14 protein-coding genes are annotated in these 17660 nt (G+C 54.9%); all 14 read left to right on the top strand.

Annotated features, from left to right (window positions below; translation table 11 throughout):
• Positions 1 to 75: 75 nt before the first annotated feature.
• The 14 genes from rplJ to gmhB all read left to right on the top strand — a co-directional run bounded on the left by rplJ (position 76) and on the right by gmhB (position 17283).
• Positions 76 to 576, top strand: coding sequence for a 50S ribosomal protein L10 (gene rplJ / locus BN1115_RS11635; RefSeq protein WP_033135317.1), 501 nt, complete (start codon positions 76 to 78; stop codon positions 574 to 576).
• A gap of 51 nt (positions 577 to 627) precedes the next feature.
• A complete protein-coding gene (gene rplL / locus BN1115_RS11630) occupies positions 628 to 990 on the top strand; it encodes a 50S ribosomal protein L7/L12 (protein ID WP_033135318.1) in 363 nt (120 codons plus the stop codon).
• Between the two features lie 224 nt (positions 991 to 1214).
• Complete coding sequence (gene rpoB, locus BN1115_RS11625; protein WP_075112886.1) at positions 1215 to 5243, top strand: DNA-directed RNA polymerase subunit beta; 4029 nt, start codon at positions 1215 to 1217, stop codon at positions 5241 to 5243.
• A 91-nt stretch (positions 5244 to 5334) separates the two neighbouring features.
• Positions 5335 to 9639: a DNA-directed RNA polymerase subunit beta' gene (rpoC, locus tag BN1115_RS11620; protein ID WP_042058256.1), complete on the top strand. Its 4305-nt coding sequence runs from the start codon at positions 5335 to 5337 to the stop codon at positions 9637 to 9639.
• Between the two features lie 194 nt (positions 9640 to 9833).
• Positions 9834 to 10550, top strand: coding sequence for a helix-turn-helix transcriptional regulator (locus BN1115_RS11615; RefSeq protein WP_005339902.1), 717 nt, complete (start codon positions 9834 to 9836; stop codon positions 10548 to 10550).
• 24 nt (positions 10551 to 10574) lie between these two features.
• The gene (locus tag BN1115_RS11610) at positions 10575 to 10955 is read left to right on the top strand and encodes a RidA family protein (RefSeq protein WP_042019309.1); all 381 of its coding nucleotides are present in this window, start codon (positions 10575 to 10577) and stop codon (positions 10953 to 10955) included.
• Between the two features lie 84 nt (positions 10956 to 11039).
• The gene (gene tusD / locus BN1115_RS11605; RefSeq protein ID WP_021229315.1) at positions 11040 to 11432 is read left to right on the top strand and encodes a sulfurtransferase complex subunit TusD; all 393 of its coding nucleotides are present in this window, start codon (positions 11040 to 11042) and stop codon (positions 11430 to 11432) included.
• An 8-nt stretch (positions 11433 to 11440) separates the two neighbouring features.
• Positions 11441 to 11800, top strand: a complete 360-nt coding sequence (gene tusC / locus BN1115_RS11600; RefSeq protein WP_042657283.1) for a sulfurtransferase complex subunit TusC — start codon at positions 11441 to 11443, stop codon at positions 11798 to 11800.
• Between the two features lie 7 nt (positions 11801 to 11807).
• Positions 11808 to 12086 (top strand): sulfurtransferase complex subunit TusB, encoded by a 279-nt coding sequence (tusB, locus tag BN1115_RS11595; protein WP_042657282.1) that lies wholly within the window; start codon positions 11808 to 11810, stop codon positions 12084 to 12086.
• 182 nt (positions 12087 to 12268) lie between these two features.
• Positions 12269 to 12643: a 30S ribosomal protein S12 gene (gene rpsL, locus BN1115_RS21655; protein WP_005306278.1), complete on the top strand. Its 375-nt coding sequence runs from the start codon at positions 12269 to 12271 to the stop codon at positions 12641 to 12643.
• A 93-nt stretch (positions 12644 to 12736) separates the two neighbouring features.
• Complete coding sequence (gene rpsG, locus BN1115_RS11585; RefSeq protein ID WP_010675949.1) at positions 12737 to 13207, top strand: 30S ribosomal protein S7; 471 nt, start codon at positions 12737 to 12739, stop codon at positions 13205 to 13207.
• A 75-nt stretch (positions 13208 to 13282) separates the two neighbouring features.
• Positions 13283 to 15388: an elongation factor G gene (gene fusA, locus BN1115_RS11580; protein ID WP_042058265.1), complete on the top strand. Its 2106-nt coding sequence runs from the start codon at positions 13283 to 13285 to the stop codon at positions 15386 to 15388.
• A gap of 54 nt (positions 15389 to 15442) precedes the next feature.
• Positions 15443 to 16627, top strand: coding sequence for an elongation factor Tu (gene tuf, locus BN1115_RS11575; protein ID WP_042657281.1), 1185 nt, complete (start codon positions 15443 to 15445; stop codon positions 16625 to 16627).
• Between the two features lie 113 nt (positions 16628 to 16740).
• Entirely contained in the window at positions 16741 to 17283 is a 543-nt protein-coding gene (gene gmhB, locus BN1115_RS11570; protein ID WP_042657280.1) for a D-glycero-beta-D-manno-heptose 1,7-bisphosphate 7-phosphatase, read from the top strand.
• Positions 17284 to 17660: the final 377 nt, after the last annotated feature.

Below are 17660 nucleotides of genomic sequence, written 5' to 3'. Positions count from 1 at the left end.
CCCTCTGTTGTAAAGGTAGGGGGGATGTGTCTGTACTGGGTCAATAGACCCGGATTCAATCCAGGAGTTAAGCCAATGGCATTGGGACTCGAAGACAAAAAGGCAATTGTTGCTGAAGTCAACGAAGCTGCCAAAGGCGCTCTGTCTGCAGTTGTAGCCGATTCTCGCGGTGTGACTGTAGATAAGATGACCGTCCTGCGTAAAACCGCTCGCGAAGCTGGTGTGTACATGCGCGTTGTGCGTAACACCCTGCTGCGTCGTGCAGTTGAAGGTACCGAATTTGAGTGCCTGAACAACGCATTTACCGGTCCTACCTTGATTGCTTTCTCTAACGAACACCCGGGCGCTGCCGCTCGTCTGTTCAAAGAGTTTGCCAAAGCGAACCAAAAGTTCGAAATCAAGGCTGGCGCTTTTAACGGTGAGTTTATCGCCGCAGCACAAATTGATCGTCTGGCTACGCTGCCGACCTACGACGAAGCGATTGCGAAGTTGATGGCTACTATGAAAGAAGCCTCTGCTGGCAAGCTGGTTCGTACCATCGCTGCTGTGCGTGATCAGAAGCAAGCTGCTGCTTGATTCTCGCCTATCTAGGCTGTTTGAGTTTATTCAACATCAGGAATTTTTGTCATGTCTATCACTAAAGACCAAATCATCGAAGCCGTTGCTTCCATGTCTGTAATGGAAGTTGTTGAGCTGATCGAAGCTATGGAAGAGAAGTTCGGTGTTTCTGCCGCTGTTGCTGTTGCTGCCGGTCCGGCTGCTGAAGCAGTAGAAGAGAAAACCGAGTTCGACGTAGTTCTGACCGCTGCTGGCGCCAACAAAGTTGCCGTCATCAAAGCCGTTCGTGGCGCTACCGGTCTGGGCCTGAAAGAAGCCAAAGATCTGGTTGAAGCTGCCCCGGCTAACCTGAAAGAAGGCGTGTCCAAGGACGAAGCTGAAGCTCTGAAGAAGCAGCTTGAAGAAGCTGGTGCTTCTGTTGAGATCAAATAATCTGCATTTATGTAGATTAGCCTGATAAAACAGGCTAGGGCTGGTGAATATTTGTTCACCAGCCTTTTTGCGCTGTAGACTGAGAGCATTTCACACCGTTTACGACTCTCGGTGCACCAGCAATCCGGACTGTTTCCATTCGTCCGGGCCAACACAAAACGGTGTTGAGACAGAGCTGTCCTGCGGGACAGAGTGGGTCACTTATCAGCGAGCTGAGGAACCCTATGGTTTACTCTTATACCGAAAAAAAACGCATTCGTAAGGACTTCGGTAAGCGAGACCAGGTACTGGACACGCCTTATCTGTTGTCCATTCAGCTGGACTCCTTCAAGCAGTTCATCGAGGCTGACCCGGAAGGTGAATATGGCCTAGAGGCCGCTTTCCGTAGCGTTTTCCCGATCACCAGTTACTCCGGTAGTGCTGAGCTTCAGTATGTCAGCTATCGCCTGGGTGAGCCGGTATTTGACGTAAAAGAATGCCAGATCCGTGGAGTGACCTACTCCGCGCCGCTGCGTGTCAAGCTTCGTATGGTTCTGTACGATCGTGAAGCAGCTGCCGGCACCGTCAAAGACATCAAGGAACAAGAAGTATACATGGGCGAAATTCCGCTCATGACCGAGAACGGCACCTTTGTTATCAATGGTACCGAGCGGGTTATCGTCTCCCAGCTGCACCGCAGCCCGGGCGTCTTCTTCGACCACGATAAAGGCAAAACTCATTCATCCGGTAAGGTACTGTATAACGCTCGCGTTATCCCCTACCGTGGCTCCTGGCTGGACTTCGAGTTCGATGCAAAAGATAACCTGTTTGTCCGTATCGACCGTCGTCGCAAACTGCCAGCATCCATTATTCTGCGCGCTCTGGACTTCACTTCCGAACAGATCCTGGCCACCTTCTTCGAGACCATCGGTTTTGAAGTAAAAGATGGCAAGTTGATGATGGATCTGGTGCCGGAGCGTCTGCGTGGTGAAACTGCGACCTTTGACATCGTGGCCAATGGCGCCGTGGTGGTTGAGACCGGTCGTCGTGTGACTGCGCGTCACATCCGTCAGTTGGAAAAAGACGCCGTTACCCAGATTGAGGTACCGGTTGAGTATGTTGTTGGCAAAGTTGCTGCCAAGGACTACGCACATCCGCAAACTGGCGAGATGGTCGTGACCGCCAACCAGGCATTGAGCCTGGAAGCGATCGCCAACCTGTCCCAAGCCGGCTTCAAGCACTTCGAGGTTCTGTTCACCAACGAACTGGATCACGGTGCCTACATGTCCGAGACCCTGCGTGTCGACTCCAGCTCCAACCGTTTGGAAGCGCTGGTCGAGATCTATCGCATGATGCGTCCGGGCGAGCCGCCTACTCGCGAAGCTGCAGAACAGCTGTTCGAAAACCTGTTCTTCTCCGCCGAGCGTTACGACCTGTCTACCGTAGGTCGGATGAAGTTCAACCGCCGTCTGGGTCGTGAAGACGAGACTGGCGCTGGCGTACTGACCAAAGACGACATCGTTGAAGTCATGAAGCGCCTGATCGATATCCGTAACGGCAACGACGAAGTGGACGATATCGACCACCTGGGTAACCGTCGTATCCGTTCTGTCGGTGAAATGGCCGAGAACCAGTTCCGCGTCGGTCTGGTGCGTGTCGAGCGTGCGGTCAAGGAGCGTCTCTCCCTGGGCGACCTGGACACCCTGATGCCGCAGGATCTGATCAACGCCAAGCCGATCTCCGCCGCAGTCAAAGAGTTCTTTGGTTCCAGCCAGCTGTCCCAGTTTATGGACCAGAACAACCCGCTCTCCGAAGTGACCCACAAGCGTCGTATTTCCGCGCTGGGCCCGGGCGGTTTGACGCGTGAGCGTGCCGGCTTTGAAGTCCGAGATGTACACCCGACTCACTACGGTCGTCTGTGCCCTATCGAGACTCCTGAAGGTCCGAACATCGGTCTGATCAACTCGCTGTCCGTGTACTCTCGTACCAACGAGTACGGTTTCCTCGAGACCCCGTACCGCAAGGTCATTGACGGTGTGATCACCGACGAAGTGGACTACCTGTCTGCTATTGAAGAAGGCAAGTACGTGATCGCACAGGCTAACGCCGCGACCACCGAAGATGGCCGTCTGAAAGATGAATTGATCCCGTGCCGCCACAAAGGTGAATCCACCTTTATGAACGCCGACCAGATCCAGTATATGGACGTGAGCCCGCAGCAGATCGTATCTGTGGCAGCTGCTCTGATCCCGTTCCTGGAACACGATGACGCGAACCGCGCATTGATGGGTTCAAACATGCAACGTCAGGCTGTACCGACTCTGCGTGCTGACAAGCCGCTGGTAGGTACCGGTATGGAACGCGCTGTGGCCGTTGACTCCGGTGTAACCGTAGTGGCCAAGCGTGGCGGCGTAATCGACTATGTCGATGCCTCCCGTATCGTCCTGAAGGTCAATGAAGATGAGCTGATGCCAGGCGAAGCCGGTATCGACATCTACAACCTGACCAAATACACCCGTTCCAACCAGAACACCTGTATCAACCAGCGTCCTTGCGTGATGTTGGGTGAGCCGGTGATGGCTGGCGACGTACTGGCTGACGGTCCGTCCACCGATCTGGGTGAACTGGCGCTGGGTCAGAACATGCGCGTCGCGTTCATGCCGTGGAACGGTTACAACTTTGAAGACTCGATCCTGGTGAACGAGCGTGTTGTTCAGGAAGATCGCCTGACCACCATCCATATCCAGGAACTGGCCTGTATCTCCCGTGACACCAAGCTGGGTCCGGAAGAGATCACTGCTGACATCCCGAACGTGGGTGAAGCCGCTCTGTCCAAGCTGGACGAGTCCGGTATCGTCTACGTGGGTGCCGAAGTGAAGGGCGGCGACATTCTGGTCGGTAAGGTAACCCCGAAAGGTGAAACCCAGCTGACGCCGGAAGAGAAGCTGCTGCGCGCCATCTTTGGTGAGAAGGCCTCCGATGTGAAGGACTCCTCCCTGCGTGTACCGAACGGTGTGTACGGTACCGTGGTTGACGTGCAAGTCTTTACCCGCGATGGCGTGGAAAAAGACAAGCGTGCCAAAGAAATCGAAGAGATGCAGCTGAAGGAAGCGAAGAAGGACTTGACCGAAGAGTTCAAGATCCTGGAAGACGGCATTTTCGGCCGCTCCCGCAACCTGCTGCTGGCCGCCGGTTACAGCGAAGATCGTCTGAACAAGCTCGATCGCTCCAAGTGGTTTGAACTGGCCATCGAAGACGAAGGCAAGCAGACCGAACTGGAACAGATCGCTGAACAGCACGTTGAGCTGAAAGCCGAGTTCGACAAGAAATTCGAGAACAAGCGTCGCAAGATTATCCAGGGTGATGATCTGGCACCGGGCGTACTGAAAATCGTCAAGGTTTATCTGGCAGTCAAGCGTCGCATCCAGCCGGGTGACAAGATGGCGGGCCGTCACGGTAACAAGGGTGTTATCTCCAAGATCTGTCCGGTCGAGGATATGCCTCATGACGAGTTCGGCCGTCCGGTCGACATCGTACTGAACCCGTTGGGCGTACCATCCCGTATGAACATCGGTCAGATCCTCGAAGTGCACCTGGGCCTTGCGGCCAAGGGTATCGGCGAGAAGATCGATCGCATGGTCAAAGAGCAGCGCGAGCTGCACGAGATGCGCAACTTCCTGCAACAGGTCTATGACCTGGGCGAGAAGGACACCCAGCAAGTGAACATCGCCGAGCTGTCTGACGACGACGTACGTATCCTGGTGGGTAACCTGCGTAAGGGTCTGCCGGTCGCTACTCCAGTGTTTGATGGTGCCAAAGAGCGCGAAATCAAAGCCCTGCTGAAGCTGGCTGATCTGCCGGAATCCGGTCAGATTGATCTGTTCGATGGCCGTACCGGTAACCGCTTCGAGCGTAAAGTAACCGTTGGTTACATGTACATGCTCAAGCTGAACCACTTGGTCGACGACAAGATGCACGCGCGTTCTACCGGTTCTTACAGCCTGGTTACCCAGCAGCCGCTGGGTGGTAAGGCTCAGTTCGGTGGTCAGCGTTTCGGTGAGATGGAAGTGTGGGCCCTGGAGGCTTACGGTGCGGCATATACCCTGCAGGAAATGCTGACCGTCAAGTCTGACGATGTGAATGGCCGTACCAAGATGTATAAGAACATCGTGGATGGCGACCACCGTATGGAGCCGGGCATGCCCGAATCCTTCAACGTATTGCTGAAGGAAATCCGCTCTCTGGGTATCAACATCGAGCTGGACGAAGAGTAAGAGCTCGCTCTTATTGTTCGAGAATTGACGTGGGCGCCCCGCTGTTTTGGCAGCCGGGGCGCCGAGGTTAGACTCCTGACAGGGGAAACACGTGAAAGACTTACTCAAGTTTTTGAAGGCTCAGACCAAGACCGAAGAGTTTGACAGTATCAAGATCGGTCTGGCCTCTCCTGACATGATCCGCTCCTGGTCATTCGGTGAGGTCAAAAAGCCTGAGACCATCAACTACCGGACTTTCAAGCCGGAACGTGATGGTCTGTTCTGCGCCCGCATCTTCGGACCGGTGAAGGACTACGAGTGTCTGTGCGGCAAGTACAAGCGCCTGAAACACCGTGGTGTGATCTGTGAGAAGTGCGGCGTTGAAGTGACCCAGACCAAGGTCCGTCGTGAGCGTATGGGCCACATCGAGCTGGCCAGCCCGACTGCCCACATCTGGTTCCTGAAGTCCCTGCCGTCCCGTATCGGTCTGCTGCTGGACATGACCCTGCGCGACATCGAGCGCGTGCTTTACTTCGAATCTTTCGTGGTAATCGAGCCGGGCATGACCAACCTCGAACGCAGCCAGATGCTCTCTGAAGAGCAGTACCTGGATGCGCTGGAAGAGTGGGGCGACGAATTTGACGCCAAGATGGGTGCCGAAGCAATCCTGGCATTGCTGCGTGCTATCGATCTGGAAGGTGAAGTCAAAACCATGCGCGAGGAGCTGGATCAAACCAACTCCGAGACCAAGCGCAAGAAGACCACCAAGCGTCTGAAGCTGATGGAAGCGTTCCTGCAGTCCGGCAACAAGCCGGAGTGGATGATCATGACAGTGCTGCCTGTGCTGCCGCCGGACCTGCGTCCGCTGGTACCGCTGGACGGCGGCCGTTTCGCGACTTCCGATCTGAACGATCTGTACCGTCGCGTGATCAACCGTAACAACCGCTTGAAGCGTCTGCTGGATCTGGCTGCTCCGGACATCATCGTGCGCAACGAAAAGCGTATGCTGCAAGAGTCCGTCGATGCGCTGCTGGATAACGGCCGTCGCGGTCGTGCCATCACCGGTTCCAACAAGCGCCCGCTGAAATCCCTGGCCGACATGATCAAGGGTAAGCAAGGTCGTTTCCGTCAAAACCTGCTGGGTAAACGTGTCGACTACTCTGGTCGTTCCGTTATCACCGTAGGTCCGACCCTGCGCCTGCATCAGTGCGGTCTGCCGAAGAAGATGGCGCTGGAGCTGTTCAAGCCGTTCATCTATGGCAAGCTGGAAACCCGCGGTCTGGCGACCACTATCAAGGCCGCCAAGAAGATGGTGGAGCGCGAGGAAGCTGTCGTTTGGGATATCCTGGACGAAGTGATCCGCGAACACCCGGTTCTGCTGAACCGTGCACCGACTCTGCACCGTCTGGGTATCCAGGCATTCGAACCGACTCTGGTCGAAGGCAAGGCAATCCAGCTGCACCCGCTGGTTTGTGCTGCGTATAACGCGGACTTCGATGGTGACCAGATGGCGGTCCACGTACCGCTGACTCTGGAAGCCCAGCTGGAAGCGCGTGCGCTGATGATGTCTACCAACAACATCCTGTCGCCTGCCTCCGGTGAGCCGATCATCGTTCCTTCTCAGGACGTGGTCTTGGGTCTGTACTACATGACCCGTGCCCGTATCAACGCCAAAGGCGAAGGTATGGTGCTGGCCGGCCCGAAAGAAGCCGAGAAAGTTTATCGCGCCGGTTTGGCCGATCTGCATGCTCGTGTGAAAGTACGCATTACCGAATACCTGCGTCAGGAAGACGGTTCTCTGCGTGAACACACCGAGATGAAGAACACCACCGTTGGTCGTGCGATCCTGAGCCTGATCCTGCCGAAAGGCATGGAATACGCGCTGATCGACGAGCCGAAGGTGCTGACTGCTGCAGAGCAGGCTGACCTGGATGCCAATCCGCAGAACTGGATCAAATCCGTATCCAACAAGGCGCTGGGCAAAAAGCTCATCTCCCGTCTGCTGAACACCTGCTATCGCAAGCAGGGCCTGAAGGACACCGTTATCTTCGCTGACCAGCTGATGTATACCGGTTTCCACTACGCGGCCCTGTCCGGTGCTTCCGTTGGTATCGATGACATGGTCATCCCGGATGCCAAGAAAGACATCATTGCTGCAGCCGAAGCCGAAGTTGCCGAGATCCAGGACCAGTTCCTGTCCGGTCTTGTAACCGCGGGCGAACGTTACAACAAGGTTATCGATATCTGGGCCAGCGCCAACGAGCGCGTCTCCAAGGCCATGATGGAGAACTTGTCCAAAGAGCGTAACGTCAACTCGCTGGGTGAAGAAGAAGAGCAGGCATCGTTCAACAGCATCTTTATGATGGCCGACTCTGGTGCGCGTGGTTCCGCCGCCCAGATCCGTCAGCTGGCCGGTATGCGTGGCCTGATGGCCAAGCCGGATGGCTCCATCATCGAGACGCCGATCGTCGCGAACTTCCGCGAAGGTCTGAACGTATTGCAGTACTTTATCTCCACTCACGGTGCTCGTAAGGGTCTGGCGGATACCGCACTGAAGACTGCGAACTCCGGTTACCTGACTCGTCGTCTGGTAGACGTGGCGCAAGACATGGTGATCACCGAGGACGATTGCGGCACTACCGAAGGTCTGTGGATGACTCCGCTGATCGAAGGTGGCGATGTAGTCGAACCGCTGCGTGAGCGCGTGCTGGGCCGTGTAGTTGCCGATGACGTGATTAAGCCGGGTACTGAAGATGAGGTGCTGGTAGCACGTAACACCCTGCTCGACGAGCAGTTGTGTGACCTGCTGGAGCAAAACTCTGTTGACCGCGTGAAGGTACGTTCTGCCATCACCTGTGAAACTGACTTCGGTAACTGTGCTCACTGCTACGGCCGTGATCTGGCCCGTGGTCACCTGGTTAACAAAGGTGAGGCTGTCGGTGTTATCGCCGCCCAGTCCATCGGTGAGCCGGGTACCCAGCTGACGATGCGTACGTTCCACATCGGTGGTGCGGCATCCCGAGCTGCTGCCGAGAACAGCATCCAGGTCAAGAACACCGGTACCATCAAGCTGCAGAACGCCAAGTTCGTTCACAACAGCGATGACAAACTGGTTATCACCTCCCGTTCTACCGAACTGACCATCATGGACGACATGGGCCGTACCAAGGAAAGCCACAAGCTGCCTTACGGTTCCGTGCTGGAAGTGAAGGACGGCCAAGCAGTGAACGCTGGCGAGACCGTTGCCAACTGGGATCCGCACACCCACCCGATCATCACCGAAGTGGCAGGTCGCCTGCAGTTCGAACACATGATCGATGGCGTGACCATCACTCGTCAGACCGACGAGCTGACCGGTCTCTCTTCTATCGTCGTACTGGATGTCAACGAGCGTCCGAGTGCCGGTAAAGAGATGCGTCCGACCGTTAAACTGGTCGACCTGAACGGCAAAGACGTGATGATCCCGGGTACCGATGTAGCCGCCCAGTACTTCCTGCCGGGCAAGGCGATCGTGAACCTGGAAGATGGTGCCAACGTGGGTGTGGGTGACGCGGTAGCGCGTATCCCGCAAGAATCCGGCGGTACCAAGGACATCACCGGTGGTCTGCCGCGCGTTGCGGATCTGTTCGAAGCACGTCAACCGAAGGAACCGGCAATTCTGGCCGAGATCTCCGGTACCATCTCCTTCGGGAAAGAGACCAAGGGCAAACGCCGTCTGGTTATCACCCCGACTGATGGTGGCAACGTCTACGAAGAGATGATTCCGAAGTGGCGTAACCTGAACGTGTTCGAAGGTGAAAAAGTTGAGAAGGGTGAAGTGTTGGCGGACGGTCCTGAGTCTGCTCACGACATCCTGCGTCTGCGCGGTATCAGCCCGGTCGCCAACTACATCGCCAACGAAGTGCAAGACGTTTACCGTCTGCAAGGCGTTAAGATTAACGACAAGCACATCGAAGTCATCGTTCGTCAGATGCTGCGCAAGTGCGAGATCCTGAGCGCTGGCGACACCGATCTGATCGAAGGCGAACAGGTTGAAGTTGCTCGTGTGAAGATTGCCAACCGTAAGCTGGTTGCCGAGGGTAAGACCCCTGCGACCTTCCGTCATGTACTGATGGGTATTACCAAGGCATCTCTGAGCACCGAGTCCTTCATCTCTGCGGCTTCCTTCCAGGAAACCACTCGCGTTCTGACCGAAGCCGCCGTTGGTGGCAAGCGTGATGAACTGCGTGGTTTGAAAGAGAACGTCATCGTGGGTCGTCTGATCCCGGCTGGTACCGGCTTTGCCTACCACCATAGCCGGATCAACCAGCGTGCTGCCGCAGCTCGTGCTGTTGGTACCCCGCAGGTGACCGCTGATGAAGCTCAACAGAACCTGGCGGATCTTCTGAACGCAGCCGGTAGCTTCGACGAAGAGTAACTCGTCATCCGTGATTGAAAAGGGCTCCTTCAAGGAGCCCTTTTTGTTGGCCAATTCCTCGGCAAAGGTAGACGCCACGCGGGTTTCAGGATGATCCAGAGCAAAGTTGTAGAGTAAAAAATCAAAAAAAGTTGACTTTACTCCCCTGCAATTTAAAACTCGGGAAAGTTGAATGGTTATTACAGGGGTAGAACATGACTGTCGGTATCGAGGAAGCCATGCTTCCCGAAGAACAGCTGATCAGCCGCACTTTTACAGATGAAGACAGGGAATTGTTGCGCTCATACGATGGGCTCATCGATGGCTTGGCCGAGCTGTTCGGCAAGCATTGTGAAGTGGTCCTCCACTCCCTGGAAAATCTGCACGAGTCGGTGATCAAGATCGCCAACGGCTTCAATACCGGACGCACCCTCGGGGCGCCCATCACCGATCTCGCTCTGCGCATGCTCAAGGATATCGAGAGCACCGGCCAGGATTACACCCAGAGCTATTTTGCGCGCAGCCGCACCGGTGCGCTGATGAAGTCGAGCACCATTGCCATTCGCAACAGCGAGCGGCAAGTAGTGGGGCTTATCTGCATCAACCTGCACATCAATGCGCCCTTCCACGAGTTCGTGGCCGAATTTTTCCCGACGCCCCAGCAGGCGGCGCGTCAGTCACCCGAGACCTTCGCCAACAGTGTGGAAGAGCTGGTTGCCCAGACGGTGGATAACACCATCGACGAGATCAACCGCGATCCCACCGTGGCCAACAATGCCAAGAACCGCTTCATCGTGACTCAGCTGTTCGAGAAGGGCATTTTCGACATCAAGGATTCGATCAATCTGGTGGCGGACAAACTCAATATTTCAAAACATACCGTTTATCTTTACATCCGACAGCGCAAGCAGGGTGAAGACGAAAACGAGTAACTCATTCCAGAAGGGGATAGATGAATGGCTAAAGAAGTGATTGCAACCGACAAGGCGCCTGCCGCGATTGGTCCGTATGTTCAGGCTACCAAGGTTGGCGAGATGATCTTCACCTCCGGGCAGATCCCGCTCGATCCTGCCACCATGGAAATCGTGGCTGGCGGCATCGAAGAGCAGGCCGAACGGGTGATGAAGAATCTGGTTGCCGTGTTGCACGCTGCCGGTGCCGATGCCAGCAACGTGGTCAAAACCACCTGCTTCCTGAGCGACATGAACAACTTCGTTGCCTTCAACCAGGTCTATGCCCGCTACTTTGGTGATGCAGCGCCAGCCCGCTCCTGCGTGGAAGTGGCCCGTCTGCCGAAAGATGTGCTGGTCGAGGTCGAGGCGATTGCCCATCTCTGATTAACAGATCGCAGCAAGCCCCTCCTGGCAGGGGCTTTTTTGTTTTTGGCGTAAAATGGACCGGGTCAGCACAGGAGTCCTGCTATGAGTCTGAGTTTTGCCATCCTGGTCACGGGGCCCGCCTATGGCACCCAGTCAGCCAGCACCGCCTATCGCTTTGCCCGCACACTGTTGGCGCAGGGGCATACCTTGTCCCACCTGTTCTTCTATCAGGATGGGGTCTGCAACGGCAACGGTCTGCATCTACCTGCATCCGATGAGACCGACCTGGTGCGTCTGTGGCGAGAGCTGGCAGAAGAGCAGGGGATCCGTATCGACGTCTGCGTTGCCGCCGCCATGCGACGCGGTGTGCTCGATGAGCAGGAAGCCAAGGGGGCAGGGCAGGTGCACTTCAATCTGCAGGCGCCATTTTGCCTGAGCGGTCTGGGCCAGTTGGCCGAGGCGGCACTTACCGCCGATCGACTGGTTCAGTTCTAGGGGGAGTCATGAGCAAGAAAATCGCCTTTATCTGCAGTCGTGGCCCCCATGGCCATGCCGCCGGTCGGGAAGGGTTGGATGCCCTGCTGGCCACCTCGGCCATGACCGATGAGTTGGCCCTCTTCCTGATTGGGGACGGTGTGCTGCAACTGCTCAAGGAGCAGCAGCCGGCCGCCATTTTGCAGCGCCACTACGCGCCCACCTTCAAAATGCTGGAACTCTACGACATCGAAGAGGTCTATGTTTGTGCTGACTCGCTGGCAGCGCGTGGCCTGACAGTGGATGATCTGCTGATCCCGGTCGAGAGTCTGCCGCGCCAGGAGCTGGCTCGGCGCTGGACACAATGTTCGACTTACATCAGCTTTTGAGGTCTCCATGTTGCATCTGATATTGAACTCCCCCTTTCAGAGTCAGGCTTTGGCACAGGCGCTTTCATACCTCCAGCCGGAGGATGAGCTGGTACTGATGCAGGATGCCGTGATAGCGGCGTCGGCTCCCCAGTGGAGCGAGCAGTTGGCGGGTATCCCGCTTTATGTGATGCAGGAAGACCTGCAAGCTCGCGGTTTGCATCATCGGGTGGGTAATGTGCTCGATATGGCGGGTCTGGTGGCACTGATTGCGCAAAAAGGTTCCCCGCGCACCTGGGGTGGCTGAGAAGCACATTTTCAAGAGAATTCAAGGTGATGTCATGAAACTAAACGGATCCGAATTGCCCTTTTGTGACGCAAATTGTATAAATCTTGACTCCCCAGACAACAGGGCATAAAATTTCGCGTCCCCGTATCTGCGGGGAGGATTTTCCACACGTTTATGAAGTCATTATCAGGAGCCTTTTGATGGCAACTATTAACCAGTTGGTTCGCAAGCCACGCATCAAGCTCGTTGTGAAAAGCAACGTGCCGGCGCTGGAAGCGTGCCCTCAGAAGCGTGGCGTATGCACCCGTGTATATACCACCACCCCGAAGAAGCCTAACTCTGCACTGCGTAAAGTATGCCGTGTACGTCTGACCAACGGCTTCGAAGTCACCTCCTACATCGGTGGTGAAGGTCACAACCTGCAAGAGCACTCTGTTGTTCTGATCCGTGGCGGTCGTGTAAAAGACTTGCCAGGTGTTCGTTATCACACCGTTCGTGGTGCGTTGGACTGTGCCGGTGTTAAAGACCGTAAGCAGGCTCGCTCCAAGTATGGCGTGAAGCGTCCTAAAGCTTAATGGTTCTCCGTTAAGTAAGGCCAAACGTTAATTCGTTTCTAGTTAGATAGCTTTCTAGTTTTGGGTAATCCCTGAAGTTACGGAGAATTTGAAATGCCAAGACGTCGTGTTGTTGGTCAGCGTAAAATCCTGCCAGATCCCAAGTTCGGATCAGAGCTGCTGGCTAAATTTGTCAACGTAGTAATGGTTGACGGTAAGAAATCTGTTGCAGAAGCCATCGTATACGGTGCCCTGGACATCATTGCCACCAAATCTGGCAAAGAGCACCTGGCCCTGTTCGAAGTCGCTCTGGATAACATTCGTCCGGCGGTCGAGGTTAAATCTCGTCGCGTCGGTGGTGCAACCTATCAGGTGCCGGTAGAAGTTCGTCCGGTACGTCGCAATGCCCTGGCAATGCGCTGGTTGGTTGATGCCGCTCGTAAACGTGGTGAAAAATCAATGGCTCAGCGTCTGGCTGGCGAGCTGCTGGATGCCGCTGACAATAAGGGTTCGTCTGTCAAGAAACGTGAAGACGTTCACCGTATGGCTGAAGCGAACAAAGCCTTCGCTCACTTCCGCTGGTAATCCGCTTGCGCAGGGTCTTTTGGCTCTGCGCACCTTTAATTATCTAGGGACAAGCGCCTTAGTAAGAGGATGACAATGGCTCGTACAACCCCCATTGAGCGTTATCGTAACATCGGTATCTCCGCTCACATTGACGCCGGTAAGACTACTACTACCGAGCGCGTACTGTTTTATACCGGTGTAAGTCACAAGATCGGTGAAGTTCACGATGGCGCTGCCACCATGGACTGGATGGAACAGGAACAAGAGCGTGGTATTACCATCACCTCCGCCGCGACCACCGCTTTCTGGTCCGGTATGGGTAAACAGTTCCAACCGCACCGTATCAACATCATCGATACCCCGGGCCACGTTGACTTTACTATCGAAGTAGAGCGTTCAATGCGTGTTCTGGACGGTGCCGTGATGGTGTACTGTGCCGTAGGTGGCGTACAGCCACAGTCTGAAACCGTATGGCGTCAGGCTAACAAGTACAAGGTTCCCCGTATCGCGTTCGTCAACAAGATGGACCGTACCGGTGCCAACTTCCTGCGCTGCGTTGAGCACATCAAGACCCGTCTGAAAGGCGTTCCGGTTCCCCTTCAGCTGAACATCGGCGCCGAAGAGAACTTCAAGGGCGTTGTTGACTTGGTCAAGATGAAAGCCATCAACTGGAGCGAAGCTGACCAGGGCGTATCCTTCGATTACGAAGACGTCCCGGCTGAGCTGCTGGAACAGGCGCAAGAAATGCGCATGAATCTGGTTGAAGCCGCTGCTGAAGCGTCTGAAGACCTGATGGAAAAATACCTGGGCGGCGAAGAGCTGACCGAGGAAGAGATCAAGAAAGCTCTGCGTCAGCGTGTGCTGAACAACGAAATCATCCTGGTAACCTGTGGCTCCGCGTTCAAGAACAAGGGCGTACAGGCAATGCTGGATGCCGTTGTTGACTATCTGCCGGCTCCGACCGACGTAGCTGCTATCGACGGCCTGAAAATGGACGGCGAGACCAAAGACGAGCGTCATGCATCTGATGACGAGCCGTTCTCTGCTCTGGCGTTCAAGATCGCTACCGACCCGTTCGTTGGTAACCTGACCTTCTTCCGCGTCTACTCCGGTGTTGTTAACTCTGGTGACACCGTGCTGAACTCCGTCAAGGACAAGCGCGAGCGTTTTGGCCGTATCGTTCAGATGCACGCCAACAAGCGCGAAGAGATCAAAGAAGTACGCGCTGGTGACATCGCTGCTGCCATCGGTCTGAAAGACGTGACCACTGGTGACACCCTGTGTGACCAGAACGCACCGATCATCCTCGAGCGTATGGAATTCCCTGAGCCGGTAATTTCTATCGCGGTTGAGCCGAAAACCAAGGCTGACCAAGAGAAGATGGGTCTGGCACTGGGCCGTCTGGCTCAGGAAGATCCGTCCTTCCGCGTATGGACTGACGAAGAGTCAGGTCAAACCATCATCGCCGGTATGGGTGAGCTGCACCTGGACATCATCGTTGACCGTATGCGTCGCGAGTTCAAGGTTGAAGCGAACGTAGGTAAGCCGCAGGTTGCCTACCGTGAAACCATTCGTAACACCGTCAAGGATATCGAAGGTAAGCACGCCAAGCAGTCTGGTGGTCGTGGTCAGTACGGTCACGTTGTGATCGACATGTACCCGCTGGAAGAAGGCAAAGCCTACGAATTCGTCAACGACATCAAAGGTGGTGTCATTCCTGGTGAATTCATCCCGGGTGTTGATAAAGGTATCCGCGAGCAGCTCAAATCTGGTCCGCTGGCTGGTTACCCGGTTATGGATCTGGGTGTGCGTCTGCACTTCGGTTCTTACCACGATGTCGACTCTTCCGAACTGGCGTTCAAAATCGCTGCTTCCATGGCCTTTAAGGCTGGCTTCATGAAAGCCAACCCGGTTCTGCTTGAACCGATCATGAAAGTAGAAGTTGAAACTCCGGAAGATTACATGGGCGACGTTATCGGTGACCTGAACCGTCGTCGTGGCCTGATCGAAGGTATGGAAGATGGCCCGTCCGGCAAAATCGTACGTGCTCTGGTGCCGCTGGCCGAAATGTTCGGTTATGCAACTGCACTGCGTTCCGCTACCCAAGGTCGTGCTTCCTACGCCATGGAATTCGCCAAGTATCACGATGCACCGACCAACGTTGCACAAGCCGTGATCGAAGAGCGCAAATCCAAGTAATTTAAGATTCCCCGCCTACGACGGTAGGCGGGTTTAACCTAGAAGGACTACGTCGTGTCTAAAGAAAAATTTGAGCGTAACAAACCGCACGTAAACGTCGGCACCATCGGCCACGTTGACCACGGTAAAACCACCCTGACTGCAGCTATCACCAACGTGCTGGCCAAGCACTTCGGTGGTAAAGCTTTCGCCTTCGACCAGATCGACAAGGCACCGGAAGAGCGTGAGCGTGGTATCACCATCAACACCTCCCACGTAGAATACGACACTGCTACCCGCCACTACGCTCACGTAGATTGCCCGGGTCACGCCGACTACGTTAAAAACATGATCACCGGTGCTGCCCAGATGGACGGCGCGATCCTGGTAGTAGCAGCGACTGACGGCCCGATGCCGCAGACTCGTGAGCACATCCTGCTGGGTCGTCAGGTTGGTATCCCGTACATGATCGTGTTCATGAACAAGTGTGACATGGTTGATGACGAAGAGCTGCTCGAACTGGTCGAGATGGAAGTTCGTGAACTGCTGACCGAATATGACTTCCCGGGTGATGACCTGCCGGTAGTTCGCGGTTCCGCGCTGAAAGCGCTGGAAGGCGACGCTGCATGGGAAGAGAAGATCATCGAGCTGGCTCACCACCTGGATACCTACATCCCGGAGCCGGAGCGCGCGATTGACCTGCCGTTCCTGATGCCTATCGAAGACGTATTCTCTATCGCTGGCCGTGGTACCGTAGTTACCGGTCGTGTAGAGCGCGGTATCGTTAAAGTAGGTGAGACTGTAGAAATCGTTGGTATCAAAGATACCGTTTCTACCACCTGTACCGGTGTTGAAATGTTCCGTAAGCTGCTGGACGAAGGTCGTGCGGGCGAGAACATCGGCGCACTGCTGCGTGGCGTGAAGCGTGAAGACGTAGAGCGTGGTCAGGTTCTGGCCAAGCCGGGTTCAATCAAGCCGCACACCAAGTTTGAATCTGAAGTGTACGTCCTGTCCAAAGAAGAAGGTGGTCGTCATACCCCGTTCTTCAAAGGCTACCGTCCGCAGTTCTACTTCCGTACTACCGACGTGACCGGTACCATCGAACTGCCGGAAGGCGTTGAAATGGTAATGCCAGGCGACAACATCAAAATGGTTGTTACCCTGATTGCTCCGATCGCAATGGACGACGGCCTGCGTTTCGCTATCCGTGAAGGTGGCCGTACCGTAGGTGCTGGTGTTGTAGCTAGCGTAATCGCCTAATCGATTCGTTATATACAAACATGAAAAGGGGTGGCTTCGGCCACCCCTTTTATTTTTGGGGCTATTTATGCCCTGTGAGATACTGGGCGAAACCATTGATAGAGGTAGTTTCCGTGAGCAAACCCGCCATTTTTCTGGATCGTGACGGTGTCATCAATGAAGACACTGGCTATGTGGGTCAGGTTGATGATTTCCATTTTCTGCCAGGCGTGATCGACGCCCTGCAGCTGTTAAAGAAGAAAGGGTATCTGTTGGTTGTCGTCACCAACCAGTCCGGAATCGCCCGCGGTTACTTCAGTGAAGATGATTTCATGAATCTGACGGAATGGATGGATTGGTCACTGGCTGATCGGGATGTGGATCTCGATGGCATCTACTTCTGTCCCCATCACCCGGATCACGGCGCCCCCTGTGATTGCCGCAAACCGGAACCCGGCATGCTGCTGTTGGCACAACAAGAGCTGGGGATCGACATGAGCCGTTCCTATATGGTGGGTGACAAGCCTTCTGATCTGAAAGCGGCCGCCAATGCCAAAGTCGGGCATAAAGTGTTGGTCAAAACGGGCAAACCGGTGACCGATGCCGGTATCGCATTGGCTGATGCCACCTATGACAACCTGCATGATTTCGCCATTTCAGTGCCCGTTGCGGGCTGATTTTGTTCGCTTAATATGCGTATCGGTGGCTTTGTGAGCGAACGAGCGGTGAAAGCCATCTTTTTGCAATTATCTGCTTGCCAGAAAGATTCAACTCCCTATAATGCGCCTCCATCGACAGGGCAAGCGGCAACGCAAAGCCTGAGTCGATAACCTCGAAAAGCCTTTGAAAATAAGGCTTGACTCGAGAAGGCGGTTGAGTAGAATTCCACTCCCGCAGCAACGAACTGTTGCGTCGCTCTTTAACAATTTGAATCAAGCAATCTGTGTGGGCACTCACAGCATCGAACATCAAACAATTTTGTTGATTTTCAATGTCTGGTGAAGTGACCAAGACGATTTCTTAGCAATAAGAAATCGAACAGTTTATTTCAGCA

Origin of the sequence: Aeromonas allosaccharophila, from assembly GCF_000819685.1 — a bacterium.
Classification (GTDB): Bacteria; Pseudomonadota; Gammaproteobacteria; order Enterobacterales; family Aeromonadaceae; genus Aeromonas; species Aeromonas allosaccharophila.
The sequence above is the reverse complement of the archived record's forward strand: the minus strand, read 5'-3'. Positions and strand labels throughout refer to the sequence as shown.

Coding starts and splice junctions, on each gene's coding strand:
- rplJ (WP_033135317.1), top strand. CDS start 76: ATGGCATTGGGACTCGAAGACAAAAAGGCAATTGTTGCTGAAGTCAAC.
- rplL (WP_033135318.1), top strand. CDS start 628: ATGTCTATCACTAAAGACCAAATCATCGAAGCCGTTGCTTCCATGTCT.
- rpoB (WP_075112886.1), top strand. CDS start 1,215: ATGGTTTACTCTTATACCGAAAAAAAACGCATTCGTAAGGACTTCGGT.
- BN1115_RS11615 (WP_005339902.1), top strand. CDS start 9,834: ATGACTGTCGGTATCGAGGAAGCCATGCTTCCCGAAGAACAGCTGATC.
- BN1115_RS11610 (WP_042019309.1), top strand. CDS start 10,575: ATGGCTAAAGAAGTGATTGCAACCGACAAGGCGCCTGCCGCGATTGGT.
- tusD (WP_021229315.1), top strand. CDS start 11,040: ATGAGTCTGAGTTTTGCCATCCTGGTCACGGGGCCCGCCTATGGCACC.
- tusC (WP_042657283.1), top strand. CDS start 11,441: ATGAGCAAGAAAATCGCCTTTATCTGCAGTCGTGGCCCCCATGGCCAT.
- tusB (WP_042657282.1), top strand. CDS start 11,808: ATGTTGCATCTGATATTGAACTCCCCCTTTCAGAGTCAGGCTTTGGCA.
- rpsL (WP_005306278.1), top strand. CDS start 12,269: ATGGCAACTATTAACCAGTTGGTTCGCAAGCCACGCATCAAGCTCGTT.
- rpsG (WP_010675949.1), top strand. CDS start 12,737: ATGCCAAGACGTCGTGTTGTTGGTCAGCGTAAAATCCTGCCAGATCCC.
- fusA (WP_042058265.1), top strand. CDS start 13,283: ATGGCTCGTACAACCCCCATTGAGCGTTATCGTAACATCGGTATCTCC.